At 69.5% G+C, this 20,296-nt stretch carries 17 protein-coding genes; 4 read left to right on the top strand and 13 right to left on the bottom strand.

What is annotated here, in order from left to right:
• The first annotated feature begins 8 nt into the window (after positions 1-8).
• Positions 9-446: a VOC family protein gene (locus V6S85_RS22845; protein ID WP_116491286.1), complete on the top strand. Its 438-nt coding sequence runs from the start codon at positions 9-11 to the stop codon at positions 444-446.
• Between the two features lie 43 nt (positions 447-489).
• Here the strand turns inward: V6S85_RS22845 and V6S85_RS22850 are convergent, their stop codons facing one another.
• From V6S85_RS22850 to V6S85_RS22885, 8 genes are all read right to left on the bottom strand, one after another.
• Positions 490-882 (bottom strand): MucR family transcriptional regulator, encoded by a 393-nt coding sequence (locus V6S85_RS22850; protein WP_207780678.1) that lies wholly within the window; start codon positions 880-882, stop codon positions 490-492.
• 77 nt (positions 883-959) lie between these two features.
• The gene (locus V6S85_RS22855; RefSeq protein WP_116564373.1) at positions 960-2,510 is read right to left on the bottom strand and encodes a SulP family inorganic anion transporter; all 1,551 of its coding nucleotides are present in this window, start codon (positions 2,508-2,510) and stop codon (positions 960-962) included.
• Positions 2,507-3,202: a carbonic anhydrase gene (locus V6S85_RS22860; protein WP_334350365.1), complete on the bottom strand. Its 696-nt coding sequence runs from the start codon at positions 3,200-3,202 to the stop codon at positions 2,507-2,509. Before V6S85_RS22860 ends, V6S85_RS22855 begins: the two co-directional genes overlap by 4 nt.
• A 431-nt stretch (positions 3,203-3,633) precedes the next feature.
• The gene (locus V6S85_RS22865) at positions 3,634-4,956 is read right to left on the bottom strand and encodes an ATP-binding protein (protein ID WP_116564369.1); all 1,323 of its coding nucleotides are present in this window, start codon (positions 4,954-4,956) and stop codon (positions 3,634-3,636) included.
• Complete coding sequence (locus V6S85_RS22870) at positions 4,953-5,666, bottom strand: response regulator transcription factor (protein ID WP_334350366.1); 714 nt, start codon at positions 5,664-5,666, stop codon at positions 4,953-4,955. Before V6S85_RS22870 ends, V6S85_RS22865 begins: the two co-directional genes overlap by 4 nt.
• A 247-nt stretch (positions 5,667-5,913) precedes the next feature.
• A complete protein-coding gene (locus V6S85_RS22875; RefSeq protein ID WP_334350367.1) occupies positions 5,914-6,225 on the bottom strand; it encodes a hypothetical protein in 312 nt (103 codons plus the stop codon).
• A 36-nt stretch (positions 6,226-6,261) separates the two neighbouring features.
• Positions 6,262-6,909, bottom strand: a complete 648-nt coding sequence (locus V6S85_RS22880; protein ID WP_334350368.1) for a hypothetical protein — start codon at positions 6,907-6,909, stop codon at positions 6,262-6,264.
• A gap of 139 nt (positions 6,910-7,048) precedes the next feature.
• Positions 7,049-7,801 (bottom strand): helix-turn-helix transcriptional regulator, encoded by a 753-nt coding sequence (locus V6S85_RS22885; protein WP_334350369.1) that lies wholly within the window; start codon positions 7,799-7,801, stop codon positions 7,049-7,051.
• 89 nt (positions 7,802-7,890) lie between these two features.
• Between V6S85_RS22885 and V6S85_RS22890 the strand changes: the two genes are divergently transcribed.
• The 3 genes from V6S85_RS22890 to V6S85_RS22900 all read left to right on the top strand — a co-directional run bounded on the left by V6S85_RS22890 (position 7,891) and on the right by V6S85_RS22900 (position 13,790).
• A complete protein-coding gene (locus V6S85_RS22890; RefSeq protein WP_334350370.1) occupies positions 7,891-9,063 on the top strand; it encodes an acyl-CoA dehydrogenase family protein in 1,173 nt (390 codons plus the stop codon).
• A 107-nt stretch (positions 9,064-9,170) separates the two neighbouring features.
• Positions 9,171-11,618, top strand: a complete 2,448-nt coding sequence (locus V6S85_RS22895; protein ID WP_334350372.1) for a TonB-dependent receptor — start codon at positions 9,171-9,173, stop codon at positions 11,616-11,618.
• A gap of 162 nt (positions 11,619-11,780) precedes the next feature.
• Positions 11,781-13,790 carry a hypothetical protein gene (locus tag V6S85_RS22900; protein ID WP_334350373.1) on the top strand — a complete coding sequence of 670 codons (2,010 nt, stop codon included), beginning with the start codon at positions 11,781-11,783 and terminating at the stop codon, positions 13,788-13,790.
• Here V6S85_RS22900 and V6S85_RS22905 read toward each other — a convergent pair.
• From V6S85_RS22905 to V6S85_RS22925, 5 genes are all read right to left on the bottom strand, one after another.
• Entirely contained in the window at positions 13,747-14,004 is a 258-nt protein-coding gene (locus V6S85_RS22905) for a hypothetical protein (protein WP_334350374.1), read from the bottom strand. The two genes, V6S85_RS22900 and V6S85_RS22905, sit on opposite strands and share 44 nt — an antisense overlap.
• Positions 14,005-14,130: 126 nt before the next feature.
• A complete protein-coding gene (locus V6S85_RS22910) occupies positions 14,131-17,259 on the bottom strand; it encodes an efflux RND transporter permease subunit (protein ID WP_334350375.1) in 3,129 nt (1,042 codons plus the stop codon).
• 14 nt (positions 17,260-17,273) lie between these two features.
• Positions 17,274-18,521 carry an efflux RND transporter periplasmic adaptor subunit gene (locus V6S85_RS22915; protein WP_334350376.1) on the bottom strand — a complete coding sequence of 416 codons (1,248 nt, stop codon included), beginning with the start codon at positions 18,519-18,521 and terminating at the stop codon, positions 17,274-17,276.
• Positions 18,518-19,789 (bottom strand): TolC family protein, encoded by a 1,272-nt coding sequence (locus tag V6S85_RS22920; RefSeq protein ID WP_334350377.1) that lies wholly within the window; start codon positions 19,787-19,789, stop codon positions 18,518-18,520. Before V6S85_RS22920 ends, V6S85_RS22915 begins: the two co-directional genes overlap by 4 nt.
• A gap of 51 nt (positions 19,790-19,840) precedes the next feature.
• Positions 19,841-20,269, bottom strand: coding sequence for a hypothetical protein (locus V6S85_RS22925; RefSeq protein WP_334350378.1), 429 nt, complete (start codon positions 20,267-20,269; stop codon positions 19,841-19,843).
• Between the last annotated feature and the right edge of the window lie 27 nt (positions 20,270-20,296).

Below are 20,296 nucleotides of genomic sequence, written 5' to 3' on the forward strand. Positions count from 1 at the left end.
AGGCCGCCTTGCGCTATCTGCACACCATGGTCCGCGTGAAAGACCTCGACGCTTCGCTGCGCTTCTACTGCGAGGGCCTGGGCCTGCAGGAGATGTACCGGATGGAGAACGAGAAGGGCCGGTTCACGCTGGTGTTCCTCGCCGCGCCGGGCGACGCCGACAAGGCCAAGGAACGCAAGGCTCCGCTGGTCGAGCTGACCTTCAACTGGGACCCGGAGGACTATCAGGGCGGCCGCAATTTCGGCCACCTGGCCTACCAGGTCGACGACATCTACGCGGCCTGCCAGCGCCTGGCCGACCAGGGCGTGACCATCAACCGCCCGCCGCGCGACGGCCACATGGCGTTCGTGCGCTCGCCCGACGGCATCTCGGTGGAGCTGCTGCAGGACGGTCACCTGGAGCCGGCCGAGCCCTGGGTCTCGATGCCCAACACCGGCGCCTGGTAGAACGACGAAGGCCCGCCAGATCGGCGGGCCTTTTTCCTTGGCGCTAGCGACGCGAGCCGAAACGGTTGGCGCGGGCGACGTTGGACCGCAGGTCCGAGAAGCTGGCGGCGACCGTCGGGTAGTCGTCCGGCAGGCCCCACTTGGAGCGATATTCCTCCTCGGTGAGGCCCAGGCTGTTGAGATGGCGCTTCAGCGAGCGATAGCGGCGGCCGTTCTCGAAGCTGACGATGGCGTCCTGGGTGACGCTGGCGGCGATCTCGTCGGCGTTGGGGCGTTCGACCGGCTCGGCGGCCGGGGTCGAGAACACCGCCTCCAGCGCCGCATAGGTGCGGGCCGCGAGGTCCGGCAGTTCGTCGGCCGAGACGACGTTGTTCTGGAGATAGGCGCAAAGCACTTGAGCCGCCATGTCGGCGGCGCGTTCCTGGGCCTTGTTCATCGAAAGTCTCTGACGGTCTTCAAACGAAAAAGAACCCCGGGACCGAGCGGACTCGGTCCCGGGGCGACTGGGTGAGGTCAGTGGGCGCCGGCGGCCCGCAGCCGTTCGCCGAACACGCAGGCGTTGGGCAGCTCGACCTTGGAGCCGGTGCGCTCCTTGCTCTTGACCCACTCGCTCAGCACCTCGGTCGTGGTGTGGTCGAGCACGGTCAGGGCGCGGGTGTCGAGGCGGACGACGCCGCCGTCGGGAGCCGCGTCCAGGGCCTTGGTGATCTTCGGCAGCTGCACGAAGGTCGCCGCGCCCTCGAGGCGGATTTCCTGTTCCTTCTCGCCGACGTTCTGCTGGGCGATCTTGAGGCGCATGCGCTTCAGGTTCGGCAGCAGTTCGACCACGGTCAGGGCCAGGCCCACCAGCACGCCGGTCAGCAGGTCGGTGGCGACGACCATGACGAAGGTCGCGGCCCAGATCAGCGCCGGCAGCAGGCCGTAGCGGGCGAACAGGTGACGGACGTGGTCCAGGCTGACCAGCTTCCAGCCGGTGACCACCAGCACGCCGGCGAGGGCGGCGCTGGGGACCTGACGCAGGACGAAGGGCAGCAGGGCGACGAAGGCCAGGATCCACACGCCGTGCAGGATCGCCGAGGCGCGGGTGACGGCGCCGGCCTGGACGTTGGCCGAGCTGCGCACGATCACGCCGGTCATCGGCAGGGCGCCGACCAGGCCGCACAGCAGGTTGCCGACGCCCTGGGCGCCAAGCTCCTTGTTGTACTTCGTGCGCGGACCATCGTGCATGCGGTCGACGGCGGCCGCCGACAGCAGGGTCTCGGCCGAGGCGATGAACGCCACCGCCACGGCGGTGAGGATCAGCATCGGATCGGCGAGCTTGGCGAAGTCGGCCATGCCCGGGATCGCGATGGCGCCGGCGATCGATTCCGGAACGGCGATCTTCTGGACGTCGAGACCGAAGCCCATGGCCACGAAGGTGCCGGCCAGCACGCCCAGCAGGGCGCCGGGAACCAGCTTCAGCTTGGCCGGACGGATCTTCTCCCAGAGCAGGATCGAACCGATGGTGACCACGCCGACCAGCAGGGCGGCTTCGGCGGCGCCGAAGGTCGACACCGACAGGCCGGTGATGGCGCCCGGGATGGCCAGCAGGTTGTCCAGGCCGTTGGCGCGCGGCTTGTCGCCGAACAGCACGTGGAACTGGCCCGCGACGATCAGGACGCCGATGCCGGCGAGCATGCCGTGCACGACGGCCGGCGAGATGGCCCGGAACCACTGGCCCATGCGCAAGGCGCCGGCGGCCAGCTGGACCAGGCCGGCCAGCACCAGGATCGGGCCGAGGGTCGACAGGCCGTGCTTGGCCACGATCTCGAACACGATGACGGCCAGGCCGGCGGCGGGGCCGCTGACCTGGAGGGGAGAGCCGGCGAGGGCGCCGACGACGATGCCGCCGATGATGCCGGTGATCAGGCCGCGCTCGGCCGGAACGCCAGAGGCGACGGCGATGCCCATGCAGAGGGGCATCGCCACGAGGAAGACGACGATGGAAGCCGTCAGGTCACGCGAGAAGATCGCGCCGAACCCGGACTTCGCGCCGTTCGGGGAGGAAACGGCGGAGTTGCTCATTCGGCCGCGATGCCCAGATGGTCGGCGGCGACCATGCGCTTGGCCGGACGTTGGGCGACGGGCAGGGGCTGGCCTTCGTAGACCTGCTCGAACTGGCCGGTGTCGCCGTTATAGGCCTGGATCTGGCCGGTCTCGATCTCGAAGAACCAGCCGTGCAGGGTCAGCTTGCCCTGGGCGATGGCCGAGGCCACCGACGGGTGGGTGCGCAGATGATTGATCTGGACCACCACGTTTTCCAGCGACAGGGCGCGGGTCGTGCCGTGCTCGTCCAGGCCGTGATAGGCGTTGCAGACGACGCTGTGGGCGGCGTGGGCGTGGCGCAGCCAGGCGGCCACGTTCGGCATCTTTTCCAGGGCGGCCGGGTTGGAGAACGCCTTCATGGCGCCGCAGTCGGAGTGGCCGCAGACGACGATGTCACGCACGCCTAGCGCCATGACGGCGTATTCCACGGCCGACGAGACGCCGCCGTTGGCCTGGCTGAACGGCGGCACGATGTTGCCCGCGTTGCGGCAGACGAACAGGTCGCCGGGATTGGCTTGGGTGATGAGCTCGGGCACGACGCGCGAGTCGGCGCACGAGATCATCAGGGCCGAGGGGCTCTGGCCGTGGCTGGCCAGGCGCTCGTACAGTGCGCTTTGAGCCGGGAAGACTTGGCCGCGGAAGAAGGCGGCGCGTTCGAGAAACTGTTCCAAGAGGAACCTCCATGCGATGGCCGCGGCGTCCGGGGAAAGGGGTAACGGACGCCGCGGCGCGCGCGGCCTGAACCGCCACGCAACATGGAAGGTGGGGTGGCGTCTTTGCTGCGACGCAGCGGGTTTTGTGACAAAGGGTTTCCGAGACGGGGCTTTCTCGTGGTGGGCTGCGATCGCCTTCGGCGGTCCCCCTCCGGCCCTTCGGGCCACCTCCCCCAGAGGGGAGGATCTTAGCGCTATGGGCGACCTCCTCCGCAGGGGGAGGTTCCTCAAGACCGCCTTCCTGGGCCTTGTGCAGCGGCCGGCATGGGCCCTCGCCACGAGGGCGAGGGAGGCGGGTGTATCGGTGGGGTGACCGAAGGCGTCTCGAAAGCTGAAAACGGCCCCCCTCCGGCCCTTCGGGCCGCCTCCCCCAGAGGGGAGGATCTTCTCTATAGCGCCGGCAGGCGGATCTCGGCGCGGAGGCCGCCTTGCGGGCGGTTGCGCAGGATCAGTTCGCCGTCCTCGCGCTTGAGGATCTGCTGGACGATGGTGAGGCCAAGGCCCAGGCCGCCGGTGTTGCGGGCGCGGGCGCTGTCGAGGCGGTGGAAGGGTTCCAGCACGTGGGCCAGCTGGGCCTCGGGGATGCCGGGGCCCTTGTCCTCGACCGCCAGCACGACCATCCGGCCTTCGCGGCTGAGGGTCAGGGCGGCCTCGCCGCCGTAGTGCAGAGCGTTCTCGACGATGTTGCTGATGGCGCGCTTGAGCGACAACGGACGGGCCCGCACCGGCAGGTGCTCGGGACCGTCATAGGTGGCGATGCGCTCGGAGTCGGTGGCGTCGTCGACCAGGGTCATGGCGATGGCGGCGATGTCGGTGCGGCGCGGCGGCTCGGGATCCTCCTGGCCGCCCAGATAGGCCAGCAGCGAGTCGAGCATGCCGGTCATCTCGTCGACGTCGGCCTCCAGCGCCTCGCGGGCCGAGGTCTCGGAGACGAAGCCGGCGCGCAGGCGCAGGCGGGCCAGCGGCGTGCGCAGGTCGTGGCCGACGGCGGCGAGGGCCTCGGTGCGCGTCTGCAGCAGGCCGGCGATGCGGTCCTGCATGGCGTTGAAGGCCTGGGCCACCATCTTGAGGTCGCCGGCGCCGGTCTCGGCCACCCGCACGCGCGCGCCCTGGCCGACCTTGTCGGCGGCCTCGGCCAGCGCCCGCAGGGGACGGCTGAGGTTGCGCAGCACGAGGGCCGCGGCGGTGATGACGCCCAGACCCAGGATGAAGGCCGAGCCGACGCTGCTGAGCAGCACCGCCCAGGGGGCGGCCCGGATCTTGGTCTTCATGGTCAACCAGGTGCCGTCGCGCATCTTCAGCGCCACCTTCAGGTGGGTGTCGCGCGGCAGGGTGCGGTCGATCTCGGCGTTCATCCGCAGCTCGCGCCGGGCCAGGCTGGGCTCGGCGGCGCGGAACTGGTCCCTGAGCTTGCGCTCGGCAGAGCGCTCGCGGTCGACCAGATGGGGCAGGGGCGTCCACTCCAACTGGCTGGAGCGGCTGGAGAGACCCGCCGCGCGGGCGATGCGCTCGTGCTCGGGGCGGGTCTCGAGGATGGCTTCGGCGGTCACCAGCTGTTCGGCGGCGCGCTGAACCTGGTTGTTGCGGTTGGGGTAGATGCGGCTGTTCTCGAACAGGATCGAGCTGCCGATGAATTCCAGGGCGACGGCCAGCATCAGGACCAGGGTGACCTGGCCGACCAGACGCTGCGGCCATAGCCGCAAAGGCTTCATCGCCGCTCCACCTGGGCGGTGAAGATGTAGCCGATGCCGCGCACGGTGCGCAGCAGCGACTCGGCCTGGCCGCTGACGGCCAGCTTGCGGCGCAGACGGCTGACCAGCACGTCGATGCTGCGGTCCGAGGCGTCGGAGATGCGGGCCCGCGACATCTCGAGCAGGCGCTCGCGGCCGATCACCCGCTGGGGCGAGGACAGGAAGGCCAGCAGCAGGTCGAACTCGGCGCCCGACAGGTCGACGAAGGCGCCGTCGGGCGACAGCAGCTCGCGGCGGCCCGGATCGAGCTGCCAGCCGGCGAACACCATCTGCTGGGCGCCGCGCGGCTGGCTGGCCTGGGCCCCGCCTTGAGTGCGGCGCAGGATGGCGCGGATGCGGGCGATCAGCTCCTTCTTGCTGAAGGGCTTGCCGATATAGTCGTCGGCGCCGAGCTCCAGGCCGATCAGGCGGTCGCTCTCGTCGTCGCGCGCGCTGAGCATCACGATCGGAACGTCGCTCTCCTTGCGCAGGCTGCGGCACAGCTGGAAGCCGTTGCTGCCCGGCATCATCACGTCGAGCAGGATGATGTCGACCGTGTTGGTCTCCAGGACGCGGGCCATCTCGCCGCCGTGCGCGGCGCTGAGGGGCTGGAAGCCTTCCTCGCGCAGCAGGCGCATCAGCAGGGTGCGCAGGGCCGGATCGTCCTCGACGATGAGCACGGTCGGGGCCACAGGGGCTGTGGCCAGCTCCCGCTGCAAAGCGTTCAGTCCGTTACCTGAGCTATCCATATGCCTGGGCTATCTAGGAACGATGCGGCCGCGAGCAAGGTAGAAAGCGGCTGTTTTCCACCGACTTCAAGCCAATACCAGGCCAGATTGCATCGTTCTCTGAAAAAGGGATGCCCTCGCGCGCACTTCGGGGGAAGAGGACTCGCGCGAGGGCCGGCCGCCGAAGCGGCCGTCTTGGATGCCGGACGCCTTAGACGGCGCGGCAGATATCGGAAACGGCGGCGCGGACGGCGCCTTCCTGGGCCGCGGCGGCGTCGGCCGAGTGGAACACGACGCGGACCACGCCTTCCTTGGCCTTGGCGGCGGCGACGTCGTCACGCTTGGCGAGCTCGACGGCGGCCGGGGCGGCGCAGGAGGCGGCGGCGGAGATCTTCACGGTGCGCTTCTGAAGGTTCTTCTTGGCGACTTCTTCGGTGAAGGTCAGGCCGTGGCCGGCCGGACCGGCCATGGCGGGGAAAGCGACGAGGCCAGCGGCCACGCCGATCAAAGCAACGAACTTCATGGTACGGAACTACTCCGGAATACGGGGATGCGAGGCTCAGCCGCCGGTGGCGGTGTCGGCCTGGGCCTGGACGGCGGGAAGGGTGGCGCGATAGGCGTCGACGCTGTTCAGCAGGCCGACGATCTCGGCCTGGGTGATGGCCGTGCGGTGCTCGTAACCCTTGGGCGACTTGAACTTGAAGCCCCAGGCCTGCGGCTTGGCGGCGACCTTGCGCAGCTCGTTCTCGCTGACCGAGAAGGCGACTTCTTCCGTGCACAGCTCCGGCGCCTCGAACAGGAAGCAGCGGCCGGCGTTGTCTCGGATCTTGATCGCCTGGGCCTGGACCGGCCAGGCGGCGGTCTCGTAGGCCACGGTGTCGTACTCGCGCATCGAGCCCTGGTACATCAGGGTCTGGCGGACTTCGTAACGCGTCGCGCCGGTGCGCTTGTCGACGACGGCGCGCAGGTAGTTGTCGTTCGACGGGTTGCGGAACAGGCCCTTGCCGGTCTGGAAACCGGCCTGCGTGCTGACCACCGTCTCGACGTCGAGCTGATCGTCGATGACCTGGGTCTTGGCCTGGAAGTGATCGACGCCGAGGGCGACCTGCTTGGCAGGCAGCTTCACGGTTTCGGCGACGGCCGCGCCGCCGATGGCCAGGCCGCCCAGGGCGGTCAGGGCCAGCAGGCGATTGCGGGTCTTGCTCATGGTCTTCTCCTGTGAAGCGCGGGCCGATCCCTCGTTCGGCGGGCGCTTCTGACAGGTCTTAAGGTGGAGAGGCCGCCTTGCGGCTGTGCATCTCGTTCGTGACAAAGCATTGCCGCGCATCATCCAGGGCGCCGGCGCCTCAGAATGCGGCGGAGCCCAGATAGCCGAGGCCCGTGGCCCGATGGATCGCCTGGGCCCGCCCGGCCACGCGCAGCTTCAGGGCGGCGTTCTGGACGTGGAACCGGACCGTGGGTCCGGAGATGCCGATGATCTGGCCGATGTCGGCGTCGGTCTTTCCGGCCGCCGCCCATTTCAGGCACTGGATCTCGCGCTTGGTCAAGCGGGCCAGCGGGCCGTCGTCGGCCAGGCCGTCGCGATAGGCCGACACCAGGCGCAGGGCCGCGCCGTGCAGCCGGTCGGCATGGGCGGCGTAGAGCGCGGGCAGGTCGGCCAGCGGCTCGTCCGAGGCCCAGACCACCGCGCCGATCACCCCGCCGGTCAGGTAGGCGGGCGCGATGACGGCGGCGGCGACGCCGAAGTCCTGCGCCGCCTCGGCGACCGGAATGGCCTCGAGTCTCGGCAGCGGCCGCCAACTGGCGAAGCGGCCCTGGTGGTAAAAGAATGGCTCGGCGGCGTAGCGGGCGGCCAGGATGAACGGGGCCCGCAGGGCGAAAGAACGGTCGCGCCAGTAGCGCAGGCCCGCGTCCAGCCACTCGAACGTGGTCTCGGCCAGCGGCAGTCCGTCGGGGCCGAGCATCGGTTCGGGGCTCGAGATGTCGGCGCTGGCGGCGACGTAGGGCAGGCCGATCTCGGCGCCTAGATCGCGCACGTGCAGGGCCAGGTCCATGACCCGCGCCAGGCGCTCGCGATCCCCCTCCGTCGTCGCCGTCATGCGGGCGCTCTTTCCCTATCGGTTCCGATAGCTTGCGCACCGGCCCCCGGCTTTCGCAAGTTTCCCCGACGTTGGCATGGAGCGCGCGCGTGGATCTGGAGCTGTCGCCCGAAGACCTGGCCTTTCGCGACGAGGTGCGGGCGTTCCTGGACGCCGAGCTGACGCCGGGCCTGCGCGAGGCCGGGCGGCGGATGACCAGCGTGTTCTGCGACAAGGAGCACAGCCTGGCCTGGCAGAGAATCCTGCACGCCAGGGGCTGGGTCGCGCCGAGCTGGCCAGTCGAGCACGGCGGCCCGGGCTGGAGCGAGATCCAGCGGCATGTCTTCCAGGCCGAGTGCGCGCGGGCCGGCGCGCCGGGCCTGGCGCCGATGGGCCTGCGGATGGTGGCGCCGGCGATCATGCGGTTCGGCAGTCCCGAGCAGAAGGCCCGCTACCTGCCCAGGATCCTGTCGGGCGAGGACTACTGGTGCCAGGGCTATTCGGAGCCCGGGGCGGGGTCGGATCTCGCTTCGTTGCAGATGAAGGCGACGCCCGACGGCGGCGACTACGTGCTCAGCGGCTCGAAGATCTGGACCACCCACGCCCACTGGGCCACGCACATGTTCTGCCTGGTGCGCACGAGCACGGAGGGCAAGCCGCAGGCCGGCATCACCTTCCTGCTGGTCGAGATGGACCGGCCGGGGATCCGCGTCGATCCGATCCTGACCCTGGCCGGCGAGCACGAGGTCAACCAGGTGTTCTTCGACGAGGTCCGCACGCCCAAGGCCGACCGGCTGGGCGAGGAGAACCAGGGCTGGACGGTGGCCAAGCACCTGCTGGAGTTCGAGCGGGGCGGGGGCTATGCGGCGGGGCTGGAGGCGGGCCTTTCCAGGCTGCGCGAAGCGGGCGTGGCCGACGATCCCGACCAGCGGCGACGCCTGGCCGAAGCCGAGATCGCGGCCCTGGCCATCGACGTCACGGAGCGACGGGTGCTGAGCGCCTTCGCCAGCGGCGCCAATCCGGGTCCAGCCTCGTCGATCCTGAAGGCGCAGGGATCCGAGGCCTTGCAGCGGCAGGACGAACTGGCGGTGGCGCATCTGGGGGCGTGGGCCGCCGTCCATCAGCCGGCCGCGCGCGAGGCGGGCTCGAACGAGGCCCTGATCGGCCCCGAGCACGGCCGCACGACCATGGCCCGCTATCTCAACAACCGCGCCGCCTCGATCTACGGCGGCTCCAACGAGATCCAGCGCGACATCATCGCCAGGCTGGTGCTGGGGCTGTGACCGGCTTGGGACCCTATCAGTTCCGATAGCTTGTTAGAGGGGCGGGCGACCCGCACGCTCCGATAGAGCCAGCGTCCAATGAAGGCGCGGCCGGAGGGAGGTTTCGCATGCAAGGACCACTGCGCCTGGCGCTGACGCTGGGGGTGTCGGCGATGGCCCTGTCGATGGCCGCGCCCGTCTGGGCCCAGGCCCCGACGGCCAAGCCCGCGCAAGACGAAAAGGACAGCCTGGCCATCGAGACGGTCGTCGTCACGGCCCAGCGTCGCGAGGAAGCGGCCAACGACATCGGCATGCCGATCCAGGCCTTCAGCGGCCAGGCCTTGCAGCAGCTGCGCGTCACCGACCCCAAGGATCTGTCGACGGTCGCGCCCAGCTTCACTGTCAGCCAGAGCTACCAGGGCGTGCCGACCTATACGCTGCGCGGCATCGGCTTCAACACCATCAACCTGTCGGCCACCTCGACGGTCGGCACCTATGTGGACGAGGTCGCCTACGCCTATCCGTTCATGAACACAGGCCCGATGTTCGACCTGGAGCGGGTCGAGGTGCTGAAAGGTCCTCAGGGCACGCTGTACGGCCGCAACACCACGGCGGGCCTGGTCGACTTCGTCACCAACAAGCCCACCGAGGAGTTCGAGGCCGGGCTGACGGCCGAGCTTGGCAACTACAAGACCCGCAACCTCGAGGGCTATTTCAGCGGTCCGCTGGGCGACAAGGTCCAGGCCCGGGTCGCCTTCCGCGCCGAGCATAGCGGCAAGGGCTGGCAGGTCAGCAACAGTCGCGACGAGCGGCTGGGCGAGGTAGATCGCCAGGGCTGGCGGCTGTCGCTGGCCGCCCAGCCCAGCGAGAAGGTCGACATCGACTTCTCCTACGCCGGCTGGCGCAACCGGTCCGACACGGTGGCCGCCCAGGCCATCGGCTTCACGCCCGCGACGGCGGCCAGCCCGTTCAACGCCGCGGGCCTGGTCAACTACATCGCCGCCAACAGGCCGACCAAGGCCACCCAGGCCGACTGGGCCCCGCTGTGGGTACGCGGCGCTGACGTCGGCACGGGTCTGGGGATCAGCGATCCGGCGCAGGAGGACGACCGCTTCGACGCCGCCAAGCTGCGGCTGGCCTGGCGCCTCTCCGACGACGTCAGCCTGATCTCGCTGACCAGCTACAACAAGCTGCGGCGCGACGCGGTGTTCGACTGGAGCGGCGCGCCCTACGAGATCCTGGTGCAGAAGGCGCACGGCGACATCGAGTCCACGGCCGAGGAGCTGCGGCTGGAGGGGCGCACCGAAAAGGGCTCGTGGCTGGTCGGAGGCTATATCGCCCACGACGAGATCCTCGACATGAACCGCACGATCCTGGGCCAGAACGCCAATGTCGGCCTGATCCGGTTCTATGGCTCGACCCTGCTGGCGACGCCTTTCAACAGCGGCGGCTATACCGCGCTGCAGATGAGCCAGGCGTTCCGCACCTATGAGGACGTGGGCAATATCGAGACCGACACCTGGAGCCTTTTCGCCAACGCCGACAGGCAGTTGACGGAAACTCTGAAGCTCACCGTCGGCCTGCGCTACAGCCAGGACAAGCAGGATTACGTGGGCTGTTCGCGCGACTTCAACGGCAACATGCTGCCCAACGTCAACGTCGTGAACCGGGCGCTGTTCTTCGGCGTCTACGGCCTGGTGGCGCCGATCACGCAGGGCTCGTGCAACACCTTCGATCCGGCCACGGCCAGCTTCGGCTTCGTGCGCTCGACCCTGGACGAGGACAACTTCGCCTGGCGCGCGGCGCTTGACTGGCGGGCGTCGGACAACGTGCTGGTCTACGGTTCGATCTCGCGCGGGGCCAAGGCCGGGGCGACGCCGATCAACGCGGCCAACATCTCGACCCAGAACGCCCCGGCGCGGCAGGAACTGCTGACGGCCTACGAGGTGGGCGTGAAGGCCGCGCTGTTCGATCGGCGCGTGCAGGCCAACCTGAGCGTCTTCTACTACGACTACACCGACAAGCAGCTCAGCGTGTCGTTCGCCGACCCGATCTATACGGCCCTGTCGCGCCTGGCCAACGTGCCCGAGGGCATGGCCCGCGGCCTGGACGGCGACATCACCTGGCGCGCGACCAAGTCTCTCACCTTCCTCGCCTCGGCGACTTGGCTGCACACCGAGGTCCAAGGCTACACCGGCATCAACGGCGCCGGTCAGCCCCAGGACTTCGACGGACGGCCCTTTTTATACAGCCCGAAGTTCCAGGGCGGCCTGACGGCCCTATTCGACCACGACCTGGCCAATGGCCTGAAGTTGCAGGCGGCGCTGAACGGCCGCTGGCAGGACAAGTCGAGCGCCGACCTGGAGGGCAATCCGCTGTTCGTCATCGACAGCTATGGCCTGCTGAACGGCAGCATCGGGATCTCGTCGCCCGACCAGGGCTGGGAGCTGTCGCTGTGGGCGCGCAACCTGACCGACGAGTATTACTGGACGGCGGTCAGCAGCAACGCCAACACCGTGGTGCGCTTCCCCGGCAAGCCGCTGACCTGGGGCGCGGCGCTGAACTGGCGGTTCTAGCCGTAGCGACTCGGGATCGACGCATCTAGAAGCAGGATTGTGGTCTCGCTTTCGGCAACCTCAGATGTCGAAGCGGCGAGGCTTCGATCCTGGACTGACGCGACGGACCAGCACGCTCCGAACCAGGATTGTCGTGTTTGACGATAGGTTCAGGAGTATCGCGTGAGCTCAGCCGATAACGAGTACCAGCCGCTTTCGGCGACCCTGACGGCCATATCCGGCGTGACGCTCGCGAACGACCAACTGATCTATGGGAACGGCGCGGGTTCGGCCGGCGCCACAGCCTTTTCGAGCCTGGGAAGATCGGTCGTCGGCGCGGCGACGGCAGCCGCCGCTCGTTCGCTCATTGGCGCGGACCTCTCCGGCAACATCGCCTATAGCCCCGACATCACGCTGGGCCAGACCACAGACGTCGACAACAAGCTGAACCAGCATCGGACCTTGCTGGACGCCATTCCCGCATCCCTGCACGGCGCCATCATCAACGGCGTCAACACCGTGGACCTGACGGTCTATGTGCAACGGGTCCTGAACGCCGGCGGCGTCATCGACACGCTCGGCTACACCTATCTGACCCTGGGGCTGGTGCTCTCGACACCAGGCACGCGGCTGGTCGGCTCGGGCCGTTTCCTGCTCGTGCCCGAGGCGGCCTCGGGCACGGTGCACCTGAGCATCGAGGCCTCCGACGTGACGGTCGGCGCCGACATCCTGTTCGATGGCAGCTCCATCACGACGCCCGACGTATGGGTGTACGGCGTACGCAACGCCGCTCAAGTATCGGACGTGAGCCTGCTTTGCCGGATCGAGAACTACAGCTTCATCGGCCTGGAACTGCATGACGCCGGCGGGGTCTGGCGGAACGCCAGGCTGCGGATCGGCGTCCGGGTCGCCAACGTCGGCTGGACGGGCATCGTCGTGCATGGAGCGACCGGCGTGGACCTCGCGCAGTCGCAGGTTCGGCGCGTGGGGTATCACGGCTACGACATCCAGGGATCGACGCATGTCCATGGGGGGGTGCGGGCGGACCTGAGCACCCTTCCGTACCGAGTGTATAGCGGGCCGGGCTACTCGCCCGTGGCCTTCTGTGTTTCGCGCTTCAACAACGAGGACGAGACCTATGTCGGCTGCGACCTGATCGGTCGGGGAACAGGCGACATCTGGGGCCTGGCCGAGGGCGGCTCGGACGTTCCTCATTGCTGTCGCCGCACCGTCGTCACCGGGGTGTTCACCGACCGGCAGGCCGCCACCGGCTTCGACGTGACCTCGGACATGACCGCGGACGTCGTCCTTTATGGTCCGAACTGCTTCCTTGGGCTCGACTATGGCGGCGTGATCGAGAACGTCGACATTCGCGCGGTGATCAGGTCGCCGAAGGACGACGCCGCCTGTCGCCTGCCGCCGACGATCGAGATCGGCCGGAGCATCACCACGACGGCAGGGTCTCCGACCGTCACGGTGACCGGCGATCCAGGCGCGACCGGCGGCTATCTGCTGCCGGGCGTGCTGGTTGCATGCGATGGCGTGATCGCTCCCGACACCAAGGTTGTTGCGGTGTCGGGCACGACGCTGACGCTCAGCAAGAACGCCACAGCAAGCCAGACCAGCGCCATGGCGGGCTTCCGGGGCGTGCTGAACTGGCGCAACGTCAACCTGACCCTGGTGGTGGACGACGCCAAGTACGCGCTGGCGCTGTGGAACGCCCTGGAGAGCGCCTACGGGTCCTTCAGCAACGTGAACATCCGGATCGTCGCCCAGAGGATCACCGAAGCGGAAGTCGTCACCTATCCCACGCCCAGGCTGCCAGCTGGCGTTCGTGTGGAGATCGTCACCGGCGATGGACAGCCCAAGGCCGTGATGATCACCGACGGCGCCTTCTCGGCGCTTGGCCGCGATACGTTCTTCATCCAAAACAAGGGCGAACTGAACCGGATCACGGACGGCTACCCCGGGCAGGAAATTCGCATCTACGCCAATATGAAGCTCACGCTGAGCTTTGACTGGAAGAACATCAATGGCCGGGGCGCAGACCGCCTGCTGGGCAAAAAGAACCTCGATGTGACCGTGATTCCGGGAGGCGAGATCCGCGCGACGAAGCGGATCGACGGCGGCTGGTATGTCAGCTCGGTCGTCAACCCGTATATCCCCGATCCTGAACCGGCGGACGGGCCGTGAAGGCCCAGCGGACGTTCTCGCCCGGTTGCAGGGTGGCGGCGTCGACATAGGCGTGGCCGCAGCGGTCGTCGGCCTTGCGATAGGCCAGTTCGATCAGGCCGCCGCTGGAGCCGAGCACCGAGGCGCGGGCGCGGTGACCGCAGCGGAGGACGAGCTCGACGGTGTCGCCGTCCGCCACGGGAAAGGGCGTCTTCTTGGGTTTGCGGCGAAGCATGGCGCGGGTTCCGAAAGCTGGAGCCCCCGGACCCCGGCTTACGCCCTTGAAGGCGAAAACCGGGGTCCGGGAGCGGGTACGATCCCACGATCGGCTTTTCGAGATTAATCGCGCCTGAACAGCGGCTTAAGGCCGCAGTCTGACCTGATGGGCGAGCCGGTAGAGGGCCGGCAGCACCAGAAGGGTCAGCAGGGTGGACGAGACGATGCCGCCGATGACCACGGTGGCCAGCGGCCGCTGGACCTCGGCGCCGGCCCCGACGTTGAAGGCCATGGGCACGAAGCCGAGGCTGGCCACCAGGGCCGTCATCAGCACCGGCCGCAGCCGCGCCAGGGCGCCCTCGCGGATTGCCTGGTCAAGGTCCATGCCGTCCTGCCGCAGCGAACGGATGAAGCTCAGCATGACCACGCCGTTCAGCACCGCCACGCCCGAGAGGGCAATGAAGCCCACCCCGGCCGAGATCGACATCGGCAGGCCGCGCAGCAGCAGGGCCAGGACGCCCCCGGTCAGCGCCAGGGGCACGCCTGAGAACACGATCCCGGCGTCCTTGGCCGAGCGGAACAGCGCGTAGAGCAGGCCGAAGATCAGCAGCAGGGCGGCCGGAACCACCAGTTGAAGCCGCCTGGCCGCCGAGATCAGCTGCTCGAACGTGCCGCCATAGGTGATCCAGTAGCCGGGCGGGACCTCGACCTGCGCCCCGACCTTCTCGCGCACCTCGTCGACGAACGAGCCCAGGTCGCGACCGCGGACATTGGCGGTGACGACGACGCGGCGCTTGCCGTCCTCGCGGCTGATCTGGTTGGGGCCGATCACGGTCTCGATCCGGGCGACGTCCTGCAGGGGCACGAAGCCGCGGGGCTGGTCTAGGCTTCCCGGCAGCGGGATGCGCAGCCGGCCGACGTCGTCGACCTTGCCGCGCTCGCTCTCGGGCAGGCGCACGACCACGTCGAACCGCCGGTCGCCCTCGAACACCTGGCCGGTGACCGTGCCGCCGATGGCGGTGGCCACCACCGACTGGACGTCGTCGACATTGAGCCCCAGGCGCGCCAGGGCGGCGCGGTCGGGGGTGATCTGCAGGACGGGCAGGCCGGTGACCTGCTCGACCCCGACGTCCTGGGCGCCGGAGACGCCCTCGACCACCGCGCCGATCTTCTCGCCGACCGCCCGAAGTTGCTCGAGATCGTCGCCGTGAACCTTGATGGCCACGTCGGCCCGCACGCCCGACAGCAGTTCGTTGAACCGCATCTGGATCGGCTGGGTGAACTCGTAGTTGCTGCCTGGGACCTCGGCGACGGCCGCTTCCAGTTCGGCCACCAGCCTGGCGCGGGGCTTGCGCGGGTCGGGCCAGTCCTTGCGGTCCTTCAGCAGGATGAAGGTGTCGGCCACCGAGGGCGGCATCGGGTCGGTGGCGACCTCGGCGGTGCCGATCTTGGCCACGACCCGCTCGACCTCGGGGAAGCGGGCGATCCGCTTCTCCAGCGCCGCCTGCATGGCCACGGCTTGGGTGAGGCTGGTGCCAGGGATGCGCATGGCGTGCATGGCGATGTCGCCCTCGTCGAGGCTGGGCGCGAACTCCGAGCCCATGCGCGAGGCGGCGAAGGCGGCCACGACCACCAGCACCGCCGCGCCGACCACGAACGGAACCCGCAGGCGCAGGGCCGCCTCCAGGGCCGGCTCGTACAGGCGCCGGGCGCCGGCCATGATGCGGCTTTCCTTCTCCTCGACCTTGCCGGTGACGAACATGGCCACGGCCGCGGGGACGAAGGTCAGGGACAGCACCAGGGCCGCCGTCAGGGCGATGACCACGGTGATGGCCATCGGGTGGAACATCTTTCCCTCCACCCCCGTGAGGGCGAAGATCGGCACATAGACCAGGGTGATGATCAGGATCCCGAACAGGGAAGGCCGGATCACCTCGCCGGCAGCCGAAGCCACGAGGGAAAAGCGCTCGTCGCGGGTCAGCAGGCGCCCTTCGCGATGCTGGGCCTCGCCCAGGCGTCGCAGGCAGTTCTCGACGATGATCACCGCGCCGTCGACGATCAGGCCGAAGTCCAGCGCCCCCAGGCTCATCAGGTTGCCCGAGACGCCGGCCTGGACCATGCCGGTGATGGTCAGCAGCATCGACAGCGGGATGACCGCCGCCGTGATCAGGGCCGCGCGGATGTTGCCCAGCAGCAGGAACAGCACGACGATGACCAGCAGGGCGCCTTCCAGCAGGTTCTTCTCGACGGTGGCGATGGCGCGGTCGACGAGGTCGGTGCGGTCGTAGATCGGCTTGGCCGTGACGCCCGGCGGCAGGGCCTTGGCGGCCTCCTCCAGGCGGGCGGCGGCGGCGCGGGCCACGGTGCGGCTGTTCTCGCCGACCAGCATGAAGACGGTGCCCAGCACCACCTCCTGGCCGTTCTCGGTGGCCGCGCCGGTGCGCAGCTCCTGGCCCAGCCCGACGTCGGCGACGTCGGCCACGCGGATCGGCGCGCCGTTGCGGCTGGCGACGATGACCGCCGACAGGTCGGCGATTCCCGAGGCCTGTCCGGGCACGCGCACCAGAACCTGCTCGCCGTAGCGCTCCAGGTAGCCGGCCCCGACATTGGCGTTGTTGCGCTCCAGCGCCGCCACGACGTCGCCCATGGTCAGGCCGTAGGCCGACAGCCGTTCGGGCAGGGGCGTGACGTGGTACTGCCGCTCGAAGCCGCCGATGGTGTTGACCTCGGTGACCCTGGGCGTGTTGCGCAGCTGGGGCCGGATCACCCAGTCCTGCAAGGTGCGCAGGTCCTCGGGGCCCCAGGCCTCGCCGTCAGGACGGCGGGCGCCGGGCTTGGCCTCCACGGTATACATGAAGATCTCGCCCAGGCCCGTGGATATGGGGCCAAGTTCCGGCGTCAGGCCCGGCGGCAGCTGGCCGCGCGCGCTTTGCAGCCGCTCGCCGACCAGCTGGCGGGCGAAGTAGATGTCGGTTCCGTCCTTGAAGACGACGGTGACCTGGGAAAGGCCGTAGCGCGAGATCGAGCGGGTGTATTGCAGGCCCGGAAGGCCGGCGATGGCCGTCTCGACCGGGAAGGTGACCCTCTGTTCGGCCTCCAGAGGCGAGAAACCGGGCGCCTCGGTGTTGATCTGCACCTGGACGTTGGTGATGTCGGGCGTGGCGTCGATGGGCAGGCGCTGGAAGCTCCAGACCCCGACGGCGATCGCGACGGCGACGAGCGCCAGCACGACCCAGCGCAGCCGGATCGCGGCGGCGACGATATGTTCGAGCATGACCTTCGCCTCCCTCAGTGATCGTGGCTCGCGCCGGACTTCTCGATGTCCGCGCGGATCAGGAAGGCGCCGTCGACGACGTATTCGGCGCCGGGCTTGAGGCCCGAGAGCACCTCGGTCCATTCGGGCGTCTGGCGGCCGATCTGCAGCATCCGCACCTCGTAGGCGTCCTTGACCTTGACGAAGACGACCTGGAAATCGCGGAAGCGCTGGATGGCCTTGGTGCGCACGGCCAGCGGCGCGGTCTGGGCGCCGACCTGGAACGAGCCCTCGACGCCCATGCCGGGACGGAAGGCGCTATCGGCGCCGCCGGGCAGGTGGACGTGGGCCAGCAGGGTCTGGCTGACCAGGTCGGCCGTCGGCAGCACCGCCTCGACCTCGGCCTGGAGCTTCGTGTCGCCCGACAGGCTGCGCACCTGCACCGGCTGGCCGACGCGCACCTTCTCGGCGTCGCGCGGATAGACGAAGAACTCGGCGTGCAGCTTGGTGGGGTCGGCGATCACGAAGATCGGCCGCTCCATGGCCACGTCGCCGACATTGAGGTTCTTCTCGATGATAACCCCGCCGATCGGGGCCGGGATCGAGTAGGTCTGCAGGCTCTCGCTGGACTCCACGCGCGCCAGGACCTGGCCCTTGCGGACGGTTTGGCCCAGCTGGCCGGCAAGGCTCATGATCCGGCCCGGATACCAGGCGCGGACCTCGCCCTTGCCCTCCGGCGTGATCTCGACCCGGCCGGCCATGTCGACCAGCTCTGCGATCGGGGCGGGCCCGGCCACTTCGGTGCGTACGCCGCCGGCCTTGGCGGCCTGCGCGGAGATGGTCGTGCGGCCCTCGTAGGATTCGTAGCGCCAGCTGCTGGTCTTGCCGCCGACGACGGCCGCGACGGCCACGTCGAACGAATGCGGCTCTGTCACCACGCCCTGGCCGCGCAGGTAGTCGCCCTCGGGCTTGAAGGAAAAGCGGTTCACCTCGCCGTAGAGACGGGTGAGGGTCACGGTGAGTTGGACCTCGCTGGGCGCCAGCGGCCTGTCCTTGCGGTAGGCGTAGACGCGGAACTCCGGCTCGACCCCGTCCTCGAAGATGGTGATCTCGATCGAGACGTCGCCGTCACGGAGCATGCGGCCGCCGTGGGGGCCGCGGGTCTGGGCGGCTTCGGCGTGGTTCTCGGACTTGGCCGGGGCGTCGCCGCAGGCCGACAGGGTCAGGGCGCCGGCGAGCGCCAGGGCCAGGGGCGCGGAAGCGCGCATATAGCGGCGGCTCATCGGGCGGACTCCGAAACGGAAGCAGGGATCAGGCGCGCGTGGGCGCCGGTCAGGCGGTCGAGCTGGGCGCGGTCGACCTGGAAGGCCTTCAGCACCGCGAGGCGGCGGCTGCGGGCCTCGATCAGGGCCTTCTGGACCTCCAGCACGTCGAGATAGGAGAAGCCGCCCCGGTTGAAGCCGTCGCGGACGAGGTCGACCGTGCGGGCGTTGGCCGGCACGACCTCGTCCTGGATGCGGCGGGCTTCGGCCGCCTTCTGGGCCAGGGAGGCCTGGGCGGCGGCGATGCGTCGCTCCAGAACGCTGCGCGCGCCGGCCAGATCCAGGTCGGCGGCCTGGCGCTCGGCCCGAGCCTGGTCGATGGCGCCGCGGTTGGTGTCATGGCGGCCGAGCGGGATCGAGCCGCCGACCACGGCGGCCACGGCCCCGTCGTCGTTGAGGTAGCGCAGGCCGGCGCGCCAGGTCGGATCCTGCACGGCCTTGCTCTCCTCGACGCGGACACGGGCCGAAGCGAGATCACGCTGGGCGTCAAGCAGGGCCAGGTCCACGGGCGAGGCCGGACCGGCGACCCGGCCGGCGACCGACAGGTCCTCCAGCGCGGCGGCGTCGATCTCGATCTCGCCGCCGCCCCAGTAGGCGGCCAGGGCGCGGCGGGCGTCGGCGGCGCGGGTGCGGGCCTGGGCCAGGGCGATGCGGGCCTCGGCGACCAGGGCGTCGGCGCGGGCGCCGGCGAACAGCGGGTCGCGGGCGGCCTTCACCCGGCGCGAGACCTCGCCGCGGGCGCGCTCGGCCAGGGCCAGGCGGTCGGCGGCCAGGGCGGTCTCGGCCTCTCCGAACACCGCCTCGACCCAGGCCAGGTCGGCCTCGTGCAGCAGGTCGAGCATGCGGGCGTCGTCGCGCAGGCGGGAAAGGGCGATGTCGCCCCTGGCCAGGGCCACGCGAGCGGCGCGCTTGCCGCCGCGCTCGCGGGTCTGCTCGTAATAGAGCGTGGCCTGGGCGCGATCGACCAGTGAGTAGGGGCCCGAACCGGCCAGGTCCTCGACGTCGACGCCGACGACGGGGTTGGGCCTGACGCCGGCCTGGCGCACGCCGGCTTCGGCGGCCGACAGCCGGGCGGCGAGGGCGGGGCGCGACGGATCGGCGGCGGCGGCGCGTTCGAGCGCCTGAGCCAGGGTCAGGGGATTGGCCTGCGCGGCCAGGGGCGTCGCCAGGGCGAGCGCCGTGGCGAGCAGCCAGGACCGCGCGCGGCGGCCTTGGATGGCGGAATGCATGAAATGTCCTCGAAACAGGTCGAAAGAGCGCGGCGCGGCGGCCGCGCGGCTTCAGGCGAGCTGTGCGAGGGTTTCCTTGGGCGGGCGTTCCTGCTGCGGGCCGCCGATGCCGGTCAGCCGCTGTTGGGCCAGCGCCCAGAGGCCGCCGTCGACATGACGGGCGGCCGGGCGCGGCAGGTCTTCGACCGAGCCGAACACCGAGGGGGTGTCGTGGTGGTGATGGTGGTGATGCGGCGCGACCGGATCATCGCCCAGGCCGTCGGCGGCGATGATCGAGGCGTCGAAGTGAACGTCGATCGAGGTCAGGCGGCCCTGGTAGACGTGGTCGTGATCCTCGTCGAGGGCGGCCAGGGCGCTGGGCGGGCCGTGCAGGGCGCGGTCGAGGCCGGTCATCGGACCCTGGACGACGAACACGGCGACGAGCATGGCGGCCACGGCCGCCACCCATCGTCCCGTCCATGCGCCCAAGGCAGAGGTCACCGACGCCCCTTGTTTCCCAAAATCAGC

The sequence above is a fragment of the Caulobacter sp. CCNWLW153 genome, from assembly GCF_036889365.1.
GTDB classification, from domain to species: domain Bacteria; phylum Pseudomonadota; class Alphaproteobacteria; order Caulobacterales; family Caulobacteraceae; genus Caulobacter; species Caulobacter radicis.